The 15,092-nt window shown below is 52.4% G+C and carries 12 protein-coding genes; 6 read left to right on the forward strand and 6 right to left on the reverse strand.

Features of this window, described 5'->3' with window-relative positions:
* Positions 1–87: 87 nt before the first annotated feature.
* Positions 88–2,094, reverse strand: a complete 2,007-nt coding sequence (locus AC3CB2_RS11170; RefSeq protein WP_352932202.1) for a thioredoxin domain-containing protein — start codon at positions 2,092–2,094, stop codon at positions 88–90.
* A gap of 98 nt (positions 2,095–2,192) precedes the next feature.
* Here AC3CB2_RS11170 and mnmE point away from each other — a divergent pair, with 98 nt between their 5' ends.
* The 5 genes from mnmE (at position 2,193) to AC3CB2_RS11195 (ending at position 8,225) form a co-directional block, all read left to right on the forward strand.
* On the forward strand, positions 2,193–3,542 hold the full coding sequence (mnmE, locus tag AC3CB2_RS11175; protein ID WP_352932200.1) for a tRNA uridine-5-carboxymethylaminomethyl(34) synthesis GTPase MnmE: 1,350 nt from the start codon (positions 2,193–2,195) through the stop codon (positions 3,540–3,542).
* 286 nt (positions 3,543–3,828) lie between these two features.
* The gene (gene mnmG, locus AC3CB2_RS11180; protein ID WP_352932197.1) at positions 3,829–5,712 is read left to right on the forward strand and encodes a tRNA uridine-5-carboxymethylaminomethyl(34) synthesis enzyme MnmG; all 1,884 of its coding nucleotides are present in this window, start codon (positions 3,829–3,831) and stop codon (positions 5,710–5,712) included.
* Between the two features lies 1 nt (position 5,713).
* Positions 5,714–6,379: a 16S rRNA (guanine(527)-N(7))-methyltransferase RsmG gene (gene rsmG, locus AC3CB2_RS11185; RefSeq protein WP_247643127.1), complete on the forward strand. Its 666-nt coding sequence runs from the start codon at positions 5,714–5,716 to the stop codon at positions 6,377–6,379.
* 11 nt (positions 6,380–6,390) lie between these two features.
* Positions 6,391–7,218 carry a ParA family protein gene (locus AC3CB2_RS11190; RefSeq protein ID WP_008550276.1) on the forward strand — a complete coding sequence of 276 codons (828 nt, stop codon included), beginning with the start codon at positions 6,391–6,393 and terminating at the stop codon, positions 7,216–7,218.
* Positions 7,219–7,325: 107 nt separating this feature from the next.
* Complete coding sequence (locus AC3CB2_RS11195) at positions 7,326–8,225, forward strand: ParB/RepB/Spo0J family partition protein (protein ID WP_008550316.1); 900 nt, start codon at positions 7,326–7,328, stop codon at positions 8,223–8,225.
* Between the two features lie 175 nt (positions 8,226–8,400).
* Here AC3CB2_RS11195 and AC3CB2_RS11200 read toward each other — a convergent pair whose 3' ends face one another.
* From AC3CB2_RS11200 to leuS, 4 genes are all read right to left on the reverse strand, one after another.
* On the reverse strand, positions 8,401–8,757 hold the full coding sequence (locus tag AC3CB2_RS11200; RefSeq protein WP_352932194.1) for a hypothetical protein: 357 nt from the start codon (positions 8,755–8,757) through the stop codon (positions 8,401–8,403).
* A gap of 78 nt (positions 8,758–8,835) precedes the next feature.
* Complete coding sequence (gene holA / locus AC3CB2_RS11205; protein WP_014283243.1) at positions 8,836–9,876, reverse strand: DNA polymerase III subunit delta; 1,041 nt, start codon at positions 9,874–9,876, stop codon at positions 8,836–8,838.
* A gap of 7 nt (positions 9,877–9,883) precedes the next feature.
* On the reverse strand, positions 9,884–10,495 hold the full coding sequence (lptE, locus tag AC3CB2_RS11210; RefSeq protein ID WP_352932191.1) for an LPS assembly lipoprotein LptE: 612 nt from the start codon (positions 10,493–10,495) through the stop codon (positions 9,884–9,886).
* Positions 10,482–13,094 (reverse strand): leucine--tRNA ligase, encoded by a 2,613-nt coding sequence (gene leuS / locus AC3CB2_RS11215; protein ID WP_352932188.1) that lies wholly within the window; start codon positions 13,092–13,094, stop codon positions 10,482–10,484. Before leuS ends, lptE begins: the two co-directional genes overlap by 14 nt.
* Before the next feature lie 212 nt (positions 13,095–13,306).
* On the opposite strand from leuS, the gene AC3CB2_RS11220 reads away from it, so the two are divergent.
* Complete coding sequence (locus AC3CB2_RS11220; RefSeq protein WP_352932185.1) at positions 13,307–13,984, forward strand: YggS family pyridoxal phosphate-dependent enzyme; 678 nt, start codon at positions 13,307–13,309, stop codon at positions 13,982–13,984.
* Positions 13,985–14,048: 64 nt separating this feature from the next.
* On the opposite strand, the gene AC3CB2_RS11225 is transcribed toward AC3CB2_RS11220, so the two are convergent.
* Positions 14,049–15,032 (reverse strand): alpha/beta hydrolase, encoded by a 984-nt coding sequence (locus tag AC3CB2_RS11225; RefSeq protein WP_008550461.1) that lies wholly within the window; start codon positions 15,030–15,032, stop codon positions 14,049–14,051.
* Positions 15,033–15,092: the final 60 nt, after the last annotated feature.

Below are 15,092 nucleotides of genomic sequence, written 5' to 3' on the forward strand. Positions count from 1 at the left end.
TCACGTGAATCACCCATACTTTCAGAAGTCTAAATAGCAACGCTGACTCACGTGAAACTGTGAGTCAGCGTTTAACTTATCTGCAGATTAAATCTGATCCTTCACCTGTTCAGGTGTTGTTGCTGGAAGAGAGCATCCTTTTTCAGAGCAGATGAAGACGGTTGTTTCATCAGTGTTCCAGGACGAGTTTTCCAACTCGACAGGCTTGGATGAACCTGCTGGGATGACATCCACATAGAGGGCAGGGTCAGCTTGTGAGTGTAGGGCTTGCATCATTGGATTCGAGTCCGAACCGGTTCCCAGAACAACAAGTGCTTTCTTGAAGCGGGTACGCGCATCAAGTGCTGTGAGCAGAGAGGCAGTACCGAAGATGTTGTTTGGAACATCCGCCGCAAATGCGTTCAAAGTTCCATCGGCAACATCACGGGAAGATGCATCACCTGTCAGGATCCAATGCTCTGAGAAGGCGAGCGCGGCCACTGCATTGTAGTTTGGCGTTGCCTCATCATAAGCGTGGTACGGACGAAGGATGAGATCGTCAGCATCCTTGTCTGTCATGTAGAAGCCGCCATTGGAGTGAGCAAAGCGCTTCTTCAAGATGCTCAGGAGTTCTTCGGCCTGCTTCAGATAGCTCTGCTTCTCGGAAGGATTCGGTTCCGATCTGTACAAGGCGAGCGCTGCTCTTGCGGCCCATGCGTAGTCAGAGGCGAAGCCGACTTCCAGTCGCTGGCCTTGCCGCCAGGAGTGGCTGAGCTTTCCATCCACGAACATGTGCTCTGTGATGAAGGCAAAAGCGTCCTTGGCACAAGTGCGCATAGATTCACGTGAAACAAGAGCACTTGCTTTTACCAGCGCACAGATGAGCATGGCGTTCCAGTCGGCCAGCACCTTGTCGTCTTTGTGAGGTGGAACGCGTGTTGCTCTGTGTTCAAGCAGGATCGTTCTGCAGACTGCCAGAGCTTCCTCTTCAGCAGCGTTGAGCAGAGCAGGGGAGTGGCGTCGGTTGAGGATGACCTTGTCTTCCCAGTTGCCATCGGGTGTGACGTCATAGGTGGTGATGAACAGATCGAAGTGTTCTGCCGGGAGGAGGCTCTTCAGTTCGTCATAGTTCCAGACATAGTACTTGCCTTCGACGCCTTCGCTGTCTGCATCCATGGAAGAGGCAAAGCCACCTTCAGGTAGCTTCATGTCGCGCTCAAGCCAATCGACCACTTCTTGGATTCGGATATGAAACAGTTCGTCGCCTGTTTCCTGATAAGCCCAGCTCAGGTGTTCGATGAACTGTGCGTTGTCGTAGAGCATCTTTTCAAAATGCGGGACCAGCCAAATAGAGTCGACTGCGTAACGAGCCAGGCCACCTCCCACATGATCGTAGATGCCGCCTTGAGAAATGGCTGCTGTGGTTTTCAAAAACTGGTCACGCATGAAGGTGTTCTTCTGCGCTTTGGAGGTTCTGAAGATGAGCTCCTGAACAGACGCTTGAGGGAACTTTGGTGCACCCTTCATGCCGCCTTCAACATCGTCCTGCATGTTGAAGAGTTGCTTGCCAGCAGCTGTGATCAGGAAGCTTGAAAGAGGGGAGGCCTCAGATGGTGGCTTGTTGAGAGCCTGACTGATGGCCTGTCGGTTCTCTTCAATGGTGTCCCGATCAGCGATGAAGCTTTGGGAGATGGCAGTCAGAATATCCTTGAAAGCAGGAGAGCCGTGTCGTGCTTCTTTCGGGAAATAGGTGCCACCCCAGAATGGATCACCTTCCGGAGTGAGGAACATGGTCAGCGGCCAACCACCCTGTTGACCAAGCATATGAAGAGCCTGCATATAGATTTGGTCGATGTCAGGGCGTTCTTCGCGGTCTACCTTGATGTTGACGAAATGCTCATTCATGAGAGCGGCTGTTGCTTCATCCTCAAAACTTTCATGAGCCATCACATGGCACCAATGGCAAGCGGAGTAGCCAACAGACAGCAGAATTGGCTTGTTTGTTTTTTTTGCTTCTTCCAGTGCTTCCTTGCTCCATTCCCACCAGTGGACAGGGTTGTTTTGGTGTTGAAGAAGGTAAGGGCTTGAAGCGTTCGTTAAGCGATTTCTGCTCATAAAGAGGTGATCCTGAGTTCAAGGTATTGCTTGGCGAATAGGGTAGGTTTAACGCAGTCTCTGCGTGATAACATAGCGAATTAAGAACCGGACGTGGAATGAATACACAACAGGAAACCATCTATGCAGTTTCTAGCGGCGCACTTCCTTCAGGTGTTGCTGTTATCCGTTTATCAGGTCCTCAGTCCGGGCCAATCCTGAGAAAGCTAATTAAGGGCAAATTCCCTGTTTCACGTGAATCATGCCTTAAGAAATTATGGGACCCTGTAGATGGTTCTGTTCTCGATCATGCGTTGATTTTGTGGTTCGAAGGACCGGGCAGTTTCACCGGTGAGGACACTGTTGAACTGCATTGCCATGGTGGCCGTGCTGTTGTGGCGGCGGTGCTGAGAGCTCTTTCTACTTTTGAAAAGACACGTCCAGCAGAGCAGGGTGAGTTCACACGCCGGGCATTTCATAATAACAAACTCGACCTGACTGAGGTTGAAGGCCTCGCTGATCTGATTGATGCAGAGACCGATGCGCAGCGTCGGCAGGCTCAGCGTCAGATGGATGGGGCGCTTGGTGACCTCTACTCGCAGTGGCGCGAAACGCTGATCCGCAGCCGTGCGATGATTGAGGCTGAACTCGATTTTTCTGATGAAGACGATATTCCAGATTCTGTAGCTGATGAAATCTGGGTGGAGCTGGCAAAGCTTCGTGACCAGATTGTTGCCCACCTTTCCGATGCGCGGAGAGGGGAGCGTCTGCGTTCTGGTTTGCAGGTTGTTCTGCTTGGACCACCTAATGCTGGCAAGTCCAGTTTGATGAATAAGCTGGCTCAGCGTGATGTGGCGATCGTTACACCTGAGGCTGGCACCACTCGTGATGTGCTGGAGGTGCATCTGGATCTTGGTGGTTATCCGGTCACGCTGATTGATACCGCGGGTATTCGTGAGAGTGCCGGCATGATCGAGAAAGAGGGTATTCGCCGTGCTCTCGTTCATGCTGAAAAGGCTGATCTCATTCTCTGGACCCATGCTCCGAATGTGGAGGCAGAGGAGTTGCCGGAGAGCTTGCTTAAGAGTGGTGCAGAGATCTGGCGTCTTAACACCAAGAGTGATCTGGGTCCGATTGCTGATCATGACTACTTCGAAACGACAGAAGAGATCAATGTCTCTGTTCGTGAAGAGGGTGGCATGAACACACTGTTATCAAGCCTCGAGTCGTTTGCGGAACGAAATATCGGACTGATCGAAAACCCGCTTATCACCCGTGAACGTCATCGTTCTCATCTCACTCAGTGCGTGGAAGATCTGGATCGGGGTATTCAGGCAGAAGGTTTTCCGATTGAGCTGAGAGGAGAGGACCTGCGCCGGGCGGCGGATCAGCTGGGCCGTATCACAGGTCGAATCGACGTTGAGGACTTGCTGGATGTCATCTTCCGCGACTTCTGCGTAGGTAAATAAAAGATGTAGAATGCCCATGTTTCACGTGAAACATTTATTGGGAATCGTGAGTCAGTGGGGAAAAATACGTGAGTCCCGTGGATAACTAATGCTGCGGCATTGGCGACTCACTGCGCTGTTTTCTTTGACCCAGCGCGTGACCTGTTGTATCAAGTCTCCAAGAAAATAGGTAGTTGCCCTTCTAATTCCCCCAAGTTTTATCTGCGGCCTTCATATGGTCCAGAGGCTCACAGAGAGTGTAGCTTGTGCTTTCTCTGTATTTGGATGGGCGAAATGCAGGACCGAAATGTCTGATAATTTTGATCTTGAGTTTGACGTTGTCGTAATTGGCGGCGGCCATGCAGGCTGTGAAGCTGCAGCTGCGGCTGCGCGCATGGGTGCTCATACCGCGCTCATTACGCATCGCTTCGACACCATTGGTGTGATGTCTTGTAACCCGGCCATCGGTGGTTTGGGGAAGGGGCATCTGGTGCGTGAGATCGATGCGCTGGACGGGCTGATGGGCCGCGTTGCTGATGCCTCTGGTATCCAGTTCCGCATGCTCAACCGTCGTAAAGGGCCAGCTGTGCAGGGGCCTCGTTCTCAGGCAGACCGCAAGCTCTACCGCGAAGCGATGCAGGCTGAGATCAAGGCAATTGCAAATCTGGAAGTGGTTGAAGGTGAGGCTGACAAGCTGATCCGTGAGGGCGACATCCTGAAAGGTGTTGTGCTTGGTGATGGCCGTGAGGTTTCTGCTAAGGCTGTTGTTATCACGACTGGCACATTCCTACGTGGTCTGATCCATATTGGTGACGAGCAGATTCCAGCAGGTCGTGACGGGGAAGCTCCTGCGCTTGGACTGTCAGTGTCTCTGGAAGAGATTGGTCTGCGCCTCGGTCGTTTGAAGACCGGTACACCAGCTCGTCTGGATGGTCGCACGATCAACTGGGACATTCTGCAAGAGCAACCAGGTGATGAAGAGCCTATTCCATTCTCCACACTGACTGACGAAATTCAGATCCGTCAGGTGCCGTGCTACATCACGCGGACCACACCTGAGACGCACAAAATCATTCGCGACAACATCAAGCGCTCAGCGATGTACTCCGGTGAGATCAAGGGCAGGGGTCCTCGGTATTGTCCGTCCATTGAAGACAAGATCGTTCGCTTTGGTGATCGTGATGGCCACCAGGTCTTCCTTGAGCCGGAAGGACTGGATGATCCGACGGTCTATCCAAACGGGATTTCGACCTCTCTGCCGGAAGATGTTCAGATCGAGTTCCTGCGGACCATTCCGGGTCTGGAGAAGGTTGAGTACTTCAAACCGGCTTATGCAATTGAGTATGACCACATTGATCCGACTGAGCTGACCAACACGCTTGAGGTGAAGAAGCAGAAGGGCCTTTACCTCGCGGGTCAAATCAACGGTACCACGGGTTATGAAGAGGCTGGCGCACAAGGTCTGCTTGCTGGTCTTAACGCTGCCAGAACCGCTCAGGATGGCGCACCGGTAATTGTTGGACGTGCTGACGGGTACATCGGTGTGATGGTGGATGACCTCATTACACGGGGCGTTTCTGAGCCGTATCGCATGTTCACATCCCGCGCGGAGTATCGTCTCACACTACGTGCAGACAATGCGGACCAGCGCCTCACACCGCTTGGTATTGAGTGGGGATGTATTGGCGATACGCGTCGAGTCGCTTTCGAAACGAAGATGGAAAAGCTGCGGAAAACAAAGGATTTGATGCAGTCCGTCAAAATTACACCCAACGAGGGTCGTAAGAAGGGTTTGCCGATAAATCAGGATGGCGTGAAGCGCTCTGCCTTTGATTTGCTGGCATATCCAAACATCACTCTCAAAGACCTTATGGGGATCTTTGATGAGCTGAAGGATCTTGATCTCAAGGTTGCCGAGCAGGTTTCCATTGACGCGATGTACGCGGTTTATCTGGAACGGCAGGCAGCTGACATTGAGGCTCTGAAACGGGACGAGGACCTGGTTATTCCTGAATGGATTGACTATGCGGCTTTGACCGGACTTTCCAACGAAGTACGCCAGAAGCTTGAAGCTGTGCGTCCTTCAACCATCGGGCAGGCTTCGCGCATGGACGGAATTACTCCGGCTGCGCTGACTTTGCTGCTTGCGTATATTCGCCGCTCAGGCAAAAACATTGCTGGTGCTGTTTAGTATGTCATTCGAAAAAAGGGCTGATTACAGCCAGATTACACCTGTCATGCGTATGTATGAGGATGTTTCACGTGAAACGTTTGAGCGTCTAAGTATCTATGTAGACCTTGTTCGCAAGTGGCAGCCAGCACAGAATCTGATCGCGCCTTCCACCATGAACGACATCTGGATGCGTCATGTGGCCGATTCTATTCAGATTCAGCGCAGTTTGCCGGATGCACGCTCCTGGATTGACTTCGGAAGTGGTGCAGGTTTCCCAGGTCTTGTGACAGCTATGCTGCTGAAGCAGGAAGGGGATGATGGCATCGTGCATATGGTTGAGAGTAACCAGCGCAAGGCTGCGTTCCTTCGCACTGTAGCGCGTGAAGCAGGCTGTAACGTCAAAGTTCATGCGGGTAGAATCGAAGCCGTTACGAAAGGCTGGGAGGCTCCAATTGAGGGCGTTTCAGCTCGTGCTTTGGCTTCTTTGCAGGTTCTTTGCGGGTTTTCTTCGCAATTTGTGCAGCGTGGAGCGACGGCTGTTTTCCACAAAGGCCAAGATTTTCGCCGCGAAATTGAAGAAGCATCTGCCGACTGGTCAATTGATCTGGTAGAAAAAGTAAGTCTAGTAGATCCGCTAAGTCGCGTTTTGGTCCTTACGAAAATTGACCCGAAAACCGCTAACTAGGGTGCTGTCGGATGAGCTTACTGCCGCAATCTCCTCGCGTCTTGACTATCGCTAACCAGAAGGGTGGCGTAGGCAAAACGACAACAGCCATTAATCTTGGCACCGCACTTGCCGCTATTGGCGAGCGTGTCCTGATTATTGACCTTGATCCGCAAGGCAATGCCTCGACGGGTCTTGGTATTGATCGTGTCGATCGCGAGTATTCCACCTATGATGTTTTGAGCGGAGATTCCACGCTTGAGCAGACTGTTCTTGAAACAGCTGTTCCGCGCTTATGGATCGCTCCATCAACGATGGATTTGCTTGGGGTAGAGCTGGAGATTTCATCCGCACCTGATCGTACATTCCGTCTTCGCAACGCGATTTCTGGAATGGCACAGGCTGCTGAAATGGGTAGAGCGCAGGGGTATTCCTACGTGTTGGTGGACTGTCCGCCATCTCTAAACCTGTTAACTATCAATGCCTTGGCTGCATCTCACAGCATTTTGGTGCCGTTGCAGTGCGAGTTCTTTGCTCTGGAAGGTCTCAGCCAGCTGCTGAGCACCGTTGAACAGGTGAAGCAGTCGCTGAACCCAGAGCTGAGCATCCACGGTATTGTGCTGACCATGTATGACAGCCGTAACAACCTCTCCAGTCAGGTTGTGCAGGACGTGCGTGAAACCATGGGTGATGCGGTTTATGAAACTGTGATCCCACGGAACGTTCGCGTTTCTGAGGCTCCATCTTATGGTAAGCCAGCTTTGCTTTATGATTTGAAGTGTTCCGGTTCGCAGGCTTATTTACGACTCGCTTCCGAAATTATTCAGCGTGAGCGTGACATGCGGATGGCGGCTGCCTGATCTGGCTGTCGCTTCTTAAAGACAAGAGTTTTGTTATTTGACCCGCAACCGTGCGGGAAGGGGCTGCCGACTCCGACGCTCCAAGAATGTGAATAGGTGGAATTGAAATGGCGAAAACTGAGGAAGCAGGGCGAACCAATAAGCGACTAGGGCGCGGCCTTGCAACGCTGTTGGGTGACGTAAACTCAGAGCCAGTTGTCTCCACACCAGAACGTAACCGTGATGTGCGCAAGGTGCCGATTGAGTACCTGCAGCCAAACCCACGTAACCCTCGGAAATCATTTGTAGAAGATGATCTCAATAACCTGACCGAATCCGTTCGTGAGAAGGGGATTGTGCAGCCAATTCTGGTGCGTCCTCGTCCGAACAAGCCAGGTCATTTTGAGATTATTGCTGGTGAACGTCGTTGGCGCGCAGCACAGAAAGCTGGTCTCCATGAGGCGCCTGTTGTTATCCGTGAGGTGACTGATCAGGAAGCGCTTGAGCTCGCGATCATCGAAAACGTTCAGCGTGCAGACCTGAACCCGATCGAAGAAGCGCTGGGTTATGATCAGCTGATTGAAGAGTTCTCTTATAGTCAGGTTGAGCTTTCCAAGGTTATCGGCAAGAGCCGTAGCCATGTGGCGAATACTCTACGCCTGCTGAAGTTGCCAAACTCCGTGAAGGATTATCTGGCGGAAGGCCTTCTCACCGCTGGTCATGCGCGTGCGTTGATCACAGCAGAAGATCCAGCTGCTTTGGCTGAGCTTATCGTGGAGAAGGGGCTCACTGTTCGTGATGCAGAGCGTCTGGCTCAGAACCCGGATCTGTTCCAGAAGAAGGAAGCTGCTCCGAAGCCTGAAAAGGATGCGGATACACGGGCTCTGGAGAAGCGTCTGACGGACGGTTTGGGTCTTAAGGTGGCTATCGCTCACAAGACCGAAAAGGGCACTGGTGAGCTTAAGATCAAGTACAAGAACGTTGAGCAGCTTGATGAAGTCTGTCGCTTGCTGGGCATTCAGAACTAACTGATCTAACATTTATAGCGTATTCTCGTCCGAAAACCGGAACCACTTTTCGGGAATACGCTGTAGAATTAACAAAAGGCCGCGTCTCTTAACTGAGGCGCGGCCTTTTTGGATTCGGATATGAAACTGAATTAGATTCGGAAGAGAAACAAACTACAAACAGCAGGAACCTGACTTAGGCTGACAGCAGTTTCTGGATCCGTGCGCTGACTTGTGCTCTCTTCTTTTCTGCCATGGTACGGCGGCCGAACATCAGAGCGAGGCAGATGAAGTACCAGCGGAACACCCAATAGGCGAGAATGAGGAGACTTGGGAGGCCGATAACAAGGTTCACGGCAGAACCTGCGGTCGGGAAGTTCTCCATCATATAGCCGAGCACAAGCCCGAGGCTGATCAGAGGCGGGAAGATCCAGACCCACAGAGAGGCTGCTCCAAAGAGGGAAAGCTGAGGGCGGAGAAGGGCGAAGTTGATGGCCCAGAGTTCATGCTGGGTGAACTTCAGGGCGACCCATAGCACGTATGATTTGAGCATGACGTTTTAGCCTGCGATTTCGCTTGGTGCGAATATTGTTGTTCTTGAGAGGAAGGTGGCCTTCCACCTTCCCGGTGTTTAGCGGCGTCGGTTTGAGGCCTTTGCAACCTGAGCAATTGCCAGCAGCGTGTGTGAGACGATTGCAGTTGAGAGGTTGGCATTAAAGCGTGCTTCTTTGACCGCGTCATTGAGACGGATCAGCGCGCGTTCAAGGAAATCCTCATTCCAGATTTCGACCTGCCGGACAATCTTTGACCGGCGCTTCCAGAAGATTGGTGGGCGGATGCCACCGATAACATCTTCTACAGCAATGCGTTGATTGGCTTTTAAGCGGCACAGGTGCAGCATTTGGAAATGTCTGAGGGCTTGAGAGGCAATGACGCCGACGTCCATTCCTGAGGCTGACAGGCGCTCCAGGCCATGGTCCAGTGTGACGGTGTCACCCAAAGCTGCCGCGTCGATCAGCTCATCCATGGCGAATGCGGAGGCATCACCGATGATCTCTTCGACATGGTGCACCTCAATGCGATTGTCATTCATCGCGTAGAGGCAGAGCTTTTTGAGCTCACCGCGGCTGGCAATGCGGTCTGCACCCAACAAAGTGTGAAGCGCCATACGCGCTTCCTTGCTGATTTGCAGGCCCGCAGAGAGGGTTTCTTCATCAATCAGACGATCTACATCGCGCGCAGTGTCAGCGAAGCAGGGGATCGCTACAGCGGTTTTGCTGGCTTCGATCTTTTTGCGCAGGCCTGAGGTCTTCTTCAGGTCTCCGGCTTCGATGACGATGAAGGCCGTAAAGTCGTTGTTTTTCAGAAGAGGTTCGACTGCAGGAAGCACGCTCTTGGTGCCGTTTTCACGCACCCAGATTGTCCGCCGGCCACCAAAGAGAGGAATGGTGAGGGCTTCGTCTACAAGGCGACTGGGATCTGCAGCGATGTCAGCAGCGTCGAGTTTAACTTGCGAGAATGGATCATCATTCTCAGCTGCTGCTTTTGAGATGAGGGCTTGAGCCCGCTCGTTCACCAACCCGGTGTCTGGTCCATAAACAAGGATGAGGTTTACAGAGTCTGGCGGGTTGGCGATGTACCGGTCAATTTCAGCAGCTTTGAGGGCTACCATAGTGGTCCTATTCTACAGGCTCTACTGGATGCGTTGCGAAGAAGCTTGCGATGCGGGTGTTGATGTCTGCAGCGACAACCTTTGCAGCGCGGTCTTCAGCGTCTCTTTCCGCTCTCAGGTTTGCAAAGCGCTGACTGGAGAAGTCAAAGGATGCAGAGGCAAAAGAGCGTCCAGTGTAGAGCGTGCGATCGCTCTGTATGTCAGAGAGAACGAAGCTGGTGTTGATGGTGATGTTGTATGCGGTTGGCACGTCAGCCAGCTGCTCAACACCCACCTCAGCGCGGCGTCTGTCTGTCAGGATTTCCAGGCGGTACTTGGGAGGCAATGCGTCACCACCACGGGTGAATGCGAAAATCAGCTGATTACGCAGAACCTGGTTGATGCGCTTGATGGATCCTGAATCTCCATAGGAAGGAAAGTTCAGAGAAACTGCCGCCATCTGCGCCTGGACGGTCTGTGTCTGTTCCGTGCCATCGCCTGTCAGCGTTGGGCTTACCCCGTAAAGCGGGCGGAACTGGCAGCCAGAAAGGAGAAGGGCGCCTGCAACAATTGTTGCCCCGCCGAGTAGAACCCGGCGGGAAGGGCGACCTGATTTAGCAGGGCGATCAAACAACGACATTTACAATCCTCTGAGGTACCACGATGATTTTACGTGGGGCCTTGCCATCCAGAGCCTTCTGAACAGCCTCATGAGCCAGAGTAGCTTCTTCTACCTGCTCTTTGGAAGAGTCTCTTGCTACAGAAAGCTCACCTTTTTTCTTGCCGTTGATTTGAATCGGAAGCGTAATGGTGTTTTCTACCAGCAGATCTTCTTCCAGAACTGGCCAGTTTGATGTGGATACCAGTCCTTCGTTGCCGAGCATGGACCAGCATTCCTCAGAAAGGTGAGGTGTAATTGGTTCCATGAGCTGCAGAATGAAGCCAGCTGCTTCGCGCAGAGCAAAAGCCATGTCCGGCTTGGACAGGTCTGCCTGAAGCGCCTTGCTGATGGCGTTGGTGAACTCATAAAGACGAGCAACAGCGCGGTTGAAGCCGAGGCCGTCAAAGTCCTTGGTGATCGCAGCCAGAGTTTTGTGAGAGACGCGGCGCAGAGCAACTGCTTCGTCGCTGAACTCAGCAGGACGGGCAGTGTTTGCGTCAGTCTTCTCAGCGACTTCACCGATGATACGCCATACGCGCTGTACGTGACGCCATGCACCGATTACGCCATCTTCAGTCCAGATGATGTCACGCTCTGGCGGGCTGTCGGAGAGCACGAAGAGACGTGCGGTGTCAGCGCCGTAGGTGTCGATGATGTCGGTTGGGTCAACAACGTTCTTCTTCGACTTGGACATCTTTTCGATGGAACCGATGGTGACTGGAGCGCCGGTTTCTGCGTGAACGGCTTTTCTGTCGCCTTCGGTGCTGATGATGTTGATCTCAGCTGGAGTGACCCATTTGCCATCTGCGTCTTTGTAGGTCTCGTGGTTCACCATGCCCTGTGTGAAGAGGCCTTTGAATGGCTCTTTCACGTCCAGATGCTTGGTGATCTGCATGGCACGAGCAAAGAAGCGGGAGTAGAGCAGGTGCAGGATCGCGTGCTCAATACCACCGATGTACTGATCTACTGGCAGCCATTCGGAAGCTACCTTTGGATCGGTCGGGTTGCTGTTTTTCGGATCGGTAAAGCGTGCAAAGTACCAGGAGGAATCCACGAAGGTGTCCATGGTATCGGTTTCACGCTGAGCGTCCTTGCCACAACATGGGCATTTCACATCACGCCATGTTGGGTGACGATCCAGCGGGTTGCCCGGACGGTCGAAGGTGACATCTTCCGGCAGAACGATTGGCAGGCTTTCTTTTGGCGCAGGCTGAACACCACAGTCATCACAGTGGATGACAGGGATCGGACAACCCCAGTAACGCTGACGGGAAATACCCCAGTCGCGCAGACGGTAGTTGGTCTCGCGGTGAGCTTGTTGCTTGCCTTTAACTTCCTGCGCTTCCAGCTTGTCAGAAACAGCATTCTTCGCATCTTCGATGGACATGCCGTTCATGAAGTCGGAGTTAAAGATGGAACCTTCACCGGTGTAAGCTTCGGTACCAACTTCAAATGTTGCTGCATCTTCGCCTGTTGGCAGCACAACTGCTTTCACTGGCAGCTTGTACTTATGAGCAAAGTCCAGATCGCGCTGATCGTGTGCAGGACATGCGAAGATCGCGCCTGTGCCGTAGTCCATCAGGATGAAGTTTGCCACGTAAACTGGCAGTTCCCAAGATGAGTCCAGCGGGTGCTTGACGCGCAGGCCAGTGTCGAAGCCAAGCTTTTCTGCGGTTTCAATTGCTTCAGCTGTGGTGCCGATACGGCGACATTCAGCAATGAACTCCTGCAGTTCTGCGTTGTCTTCAGCCAGTTTCTGCGTGATCGGATGATCTGGAGACAGGCCCATGAAGGACGCGCCATACAGCGTATCCGGACGGGTGGTGAAGATCTCCAGAGTTTCGTCGCCGGTTGGAGCGGTTTCGGTAAACTCGAAGTTGACCTTCAGGCCGACTGATTTGCCGATCCAGTTCTTCTGCATAAGACGAACTTTTTCAGGCCATTCGGTCAGTGTGTCGATTGCTTCCAACAGCTCTTCAGAATGATCAGAGATCTTGAAGAACCACTGGGTCAGGTCTTTCTGCTCAACAACTGCGCCAGAGCGCCAGCCTTTGCCGTCGATCACCTGTTCGTTTGCCAGAACGGTCATGTCGACCGGATCCCAGTTTACCTTCGCGTTTTTGCGGTAAACCAAGCCAGCTTCCAGGAAGTCCAGGAACAGTGCCTGCTGCTGTGCGTAGTAACTTTCATCGCAGGTTGCGAATTCGCGGCTCCAGTCAAAAGACAGACCAATTGTCTTCAGCTGACCGCGCATTGCTGCGATGTTGTCGTAAGTCCAGCCCTTTGGGTGCACCTTCTTTTCAGCCGCTGCGTTTTCCGCAGGCATGCCGAATGCATCCCAGCCCATTGGGTGCAGAACGTTGAAGCCGCGTGCGCGTTTGAAACGTGCAACCACGTCACCCATGGAATAGTTGCGGACGTGCCCCATGTGTAGACGACCGGATGGGTAAGGGAACATCTCTAGTACGTAGTACTTCTCGCGCGGATCATCGTTGTCCGTCTCGAAGATCTTCTTTTCGTCCCATACTTTTTGCCAGCGCGCTTCCGTAGCGCGTGCATTATACCTATCCGTAGCCATTTATTCCGCCGTGTGTTTGATTTTTGCCTTGAACAAGCAAATTAGGTTTGCTCGGACTGTCACCAGAAATTGCCAGTTTGGTCAAGCGGTAGACAGAGGAAAAACCGAGAAGATTTGTCAGAAATTTCTCAATGAAGTGCAACTACTCTTGCTTTTGGACCTTAGGGAGCGCATTTCATGTCTCGAATATGGATTTTTCGCTGGAGTTAGGAATGAGCGACGCTGCTACACTTCGCCTTAAAGAGGTCAAGGAAAACATCGGGAAAGCAGAGAAGGATGCTGAGCGTCCGAATGGTTCTGTGACTTTGATTGCAGTTTCAAAAACCTTTGAAGCTTCAGCGATTAAGCCGGTTCTGGAAGCTGGACAGCGCGTGTTTGGTGAAAACCGTGTGCAGGAAGCTATGGGCAAATGGCCAGGACTTCGTGAAGAGTTTGAAGGTGTTGAGCTGCATCTGATTGGCCCGCTGCAATCCAACAAGGCCAAAGAAGCTATTCAGACCTTTGACGTGATCCATACTGTGGATCGCGATAAAATCGCTAAAGCGCTGAAAGCTGAGATGGATAAGCAAGGCAAGACGCCAAAGCTGTTCATTCAGGTTAATACCGGGGAAGAAGACCAGAAGGCTGGCATTCCTCCAAAGGAAGCGGATGCGTTTATCGCGAAATGCCGTGATGAGTATGGGCTGGAGATTGAAGGCCTGATGTGCATTCCACCTGTTGATGAAGCGCCAGGCATGCATTTCGCGTTGCTTGAGAAAATCGCAAAGCGAAACGGCCTTGAGAAGCTCTCTATGGGCATGTCCTCGGATTATCCAATCGCCGTACAGCATGGCGCAACGCATGTGCGTGTTGGCTCCGCCGTGTTTGGTGCGCGCGACTATTCGCAGTAAGTTTTTCTGAGAGTTTTGAGTTTTGGAACGGGCGAGGGATTTCTCGCCCGTTTTGCTTTTTGGCTTAGAGCAGTTGGTCGCTCAGCCACTGGACTGTGGTTGAGACCACGAGGTCGTTGTTTTGCGGGCTGATGATATCGCCTGCGATGACGTGGTTGTTGTCATCCCCTGAGCTTTCGATGAGGAGGCGCTGTTTTGGGGCGCCCCATTTGTCATAGGCGACATTGGTCAGCGCTGCGTCGATGGTCTCATCTTTCTCACTGTAGATGAACAGAGCAGGGACGCTGGCCTTTGCTGGGTCTTGCTCTTGCAGAACAGAGATTGCGGTTGCCATTGGCAGCAGGGCTACGCTTGGATAGCTGATGGTCCAGCCCATCTGCTCTTCCTTGGAAGGCGCTTTGGAGGATGAACGGGTTTTACCAATGATCAAAGGCACATAGTGCCGCGCATAGGGCATATCGAGCAGGAAGCCGCCGGCTGCTTTGACGCCGAAGTTTGGCGAGACGAACACCATCGCGGCGATGTCCTCTTTCAGCGGATGGTCCTGCATAGCCAGCCATGCTGCCAGTGAGCCACCTGTTGAGGTGGACATGATGATTGTCTTTTCGCCAATGCGGCGTCCAATCTCAATAGCCTCTGCCAGATCATTGATCCAGTCGTTCAATGTGGCTTCTGCCATTGCATCGCCGGAGCGTCCATGTCCGGTCAGGCGGGTGTAGAAGAGATTGGCACCCATCTCATTGGCAACACGATCTGGAACCGGGCGGATCTCGTGTTTGCTGGCGGAAAAGCCATGGATGTAAATGATTGAAAGCGGCGTTTTGCTGTTCTTCTCGCCATTGAACCAGATGATTTCTTTGGCGGTGTCAGCGCGGATATCCTGAAATTTGGCTTCGTTGTCTGACAGATACAGTTCGAGATCGTCACCCATAATTTCGGGCTTGAAGGTGATCTCTGTATCGCGTGGTTCTCTTGGGCCTACCATGAAGGCAATTGTGCCACCTACAAGCAAAATCAGCACTACAAAAATAAAATAACGAAATAGCATATGGGGTGCCTTTGTTCCTTAACGGCACCAGCATATTCCAGCTTGGGTTGAAATATCAAA

It is taken from the genome of Pseudovibrio sp. SCP20 (assembly GCF_057774105.1).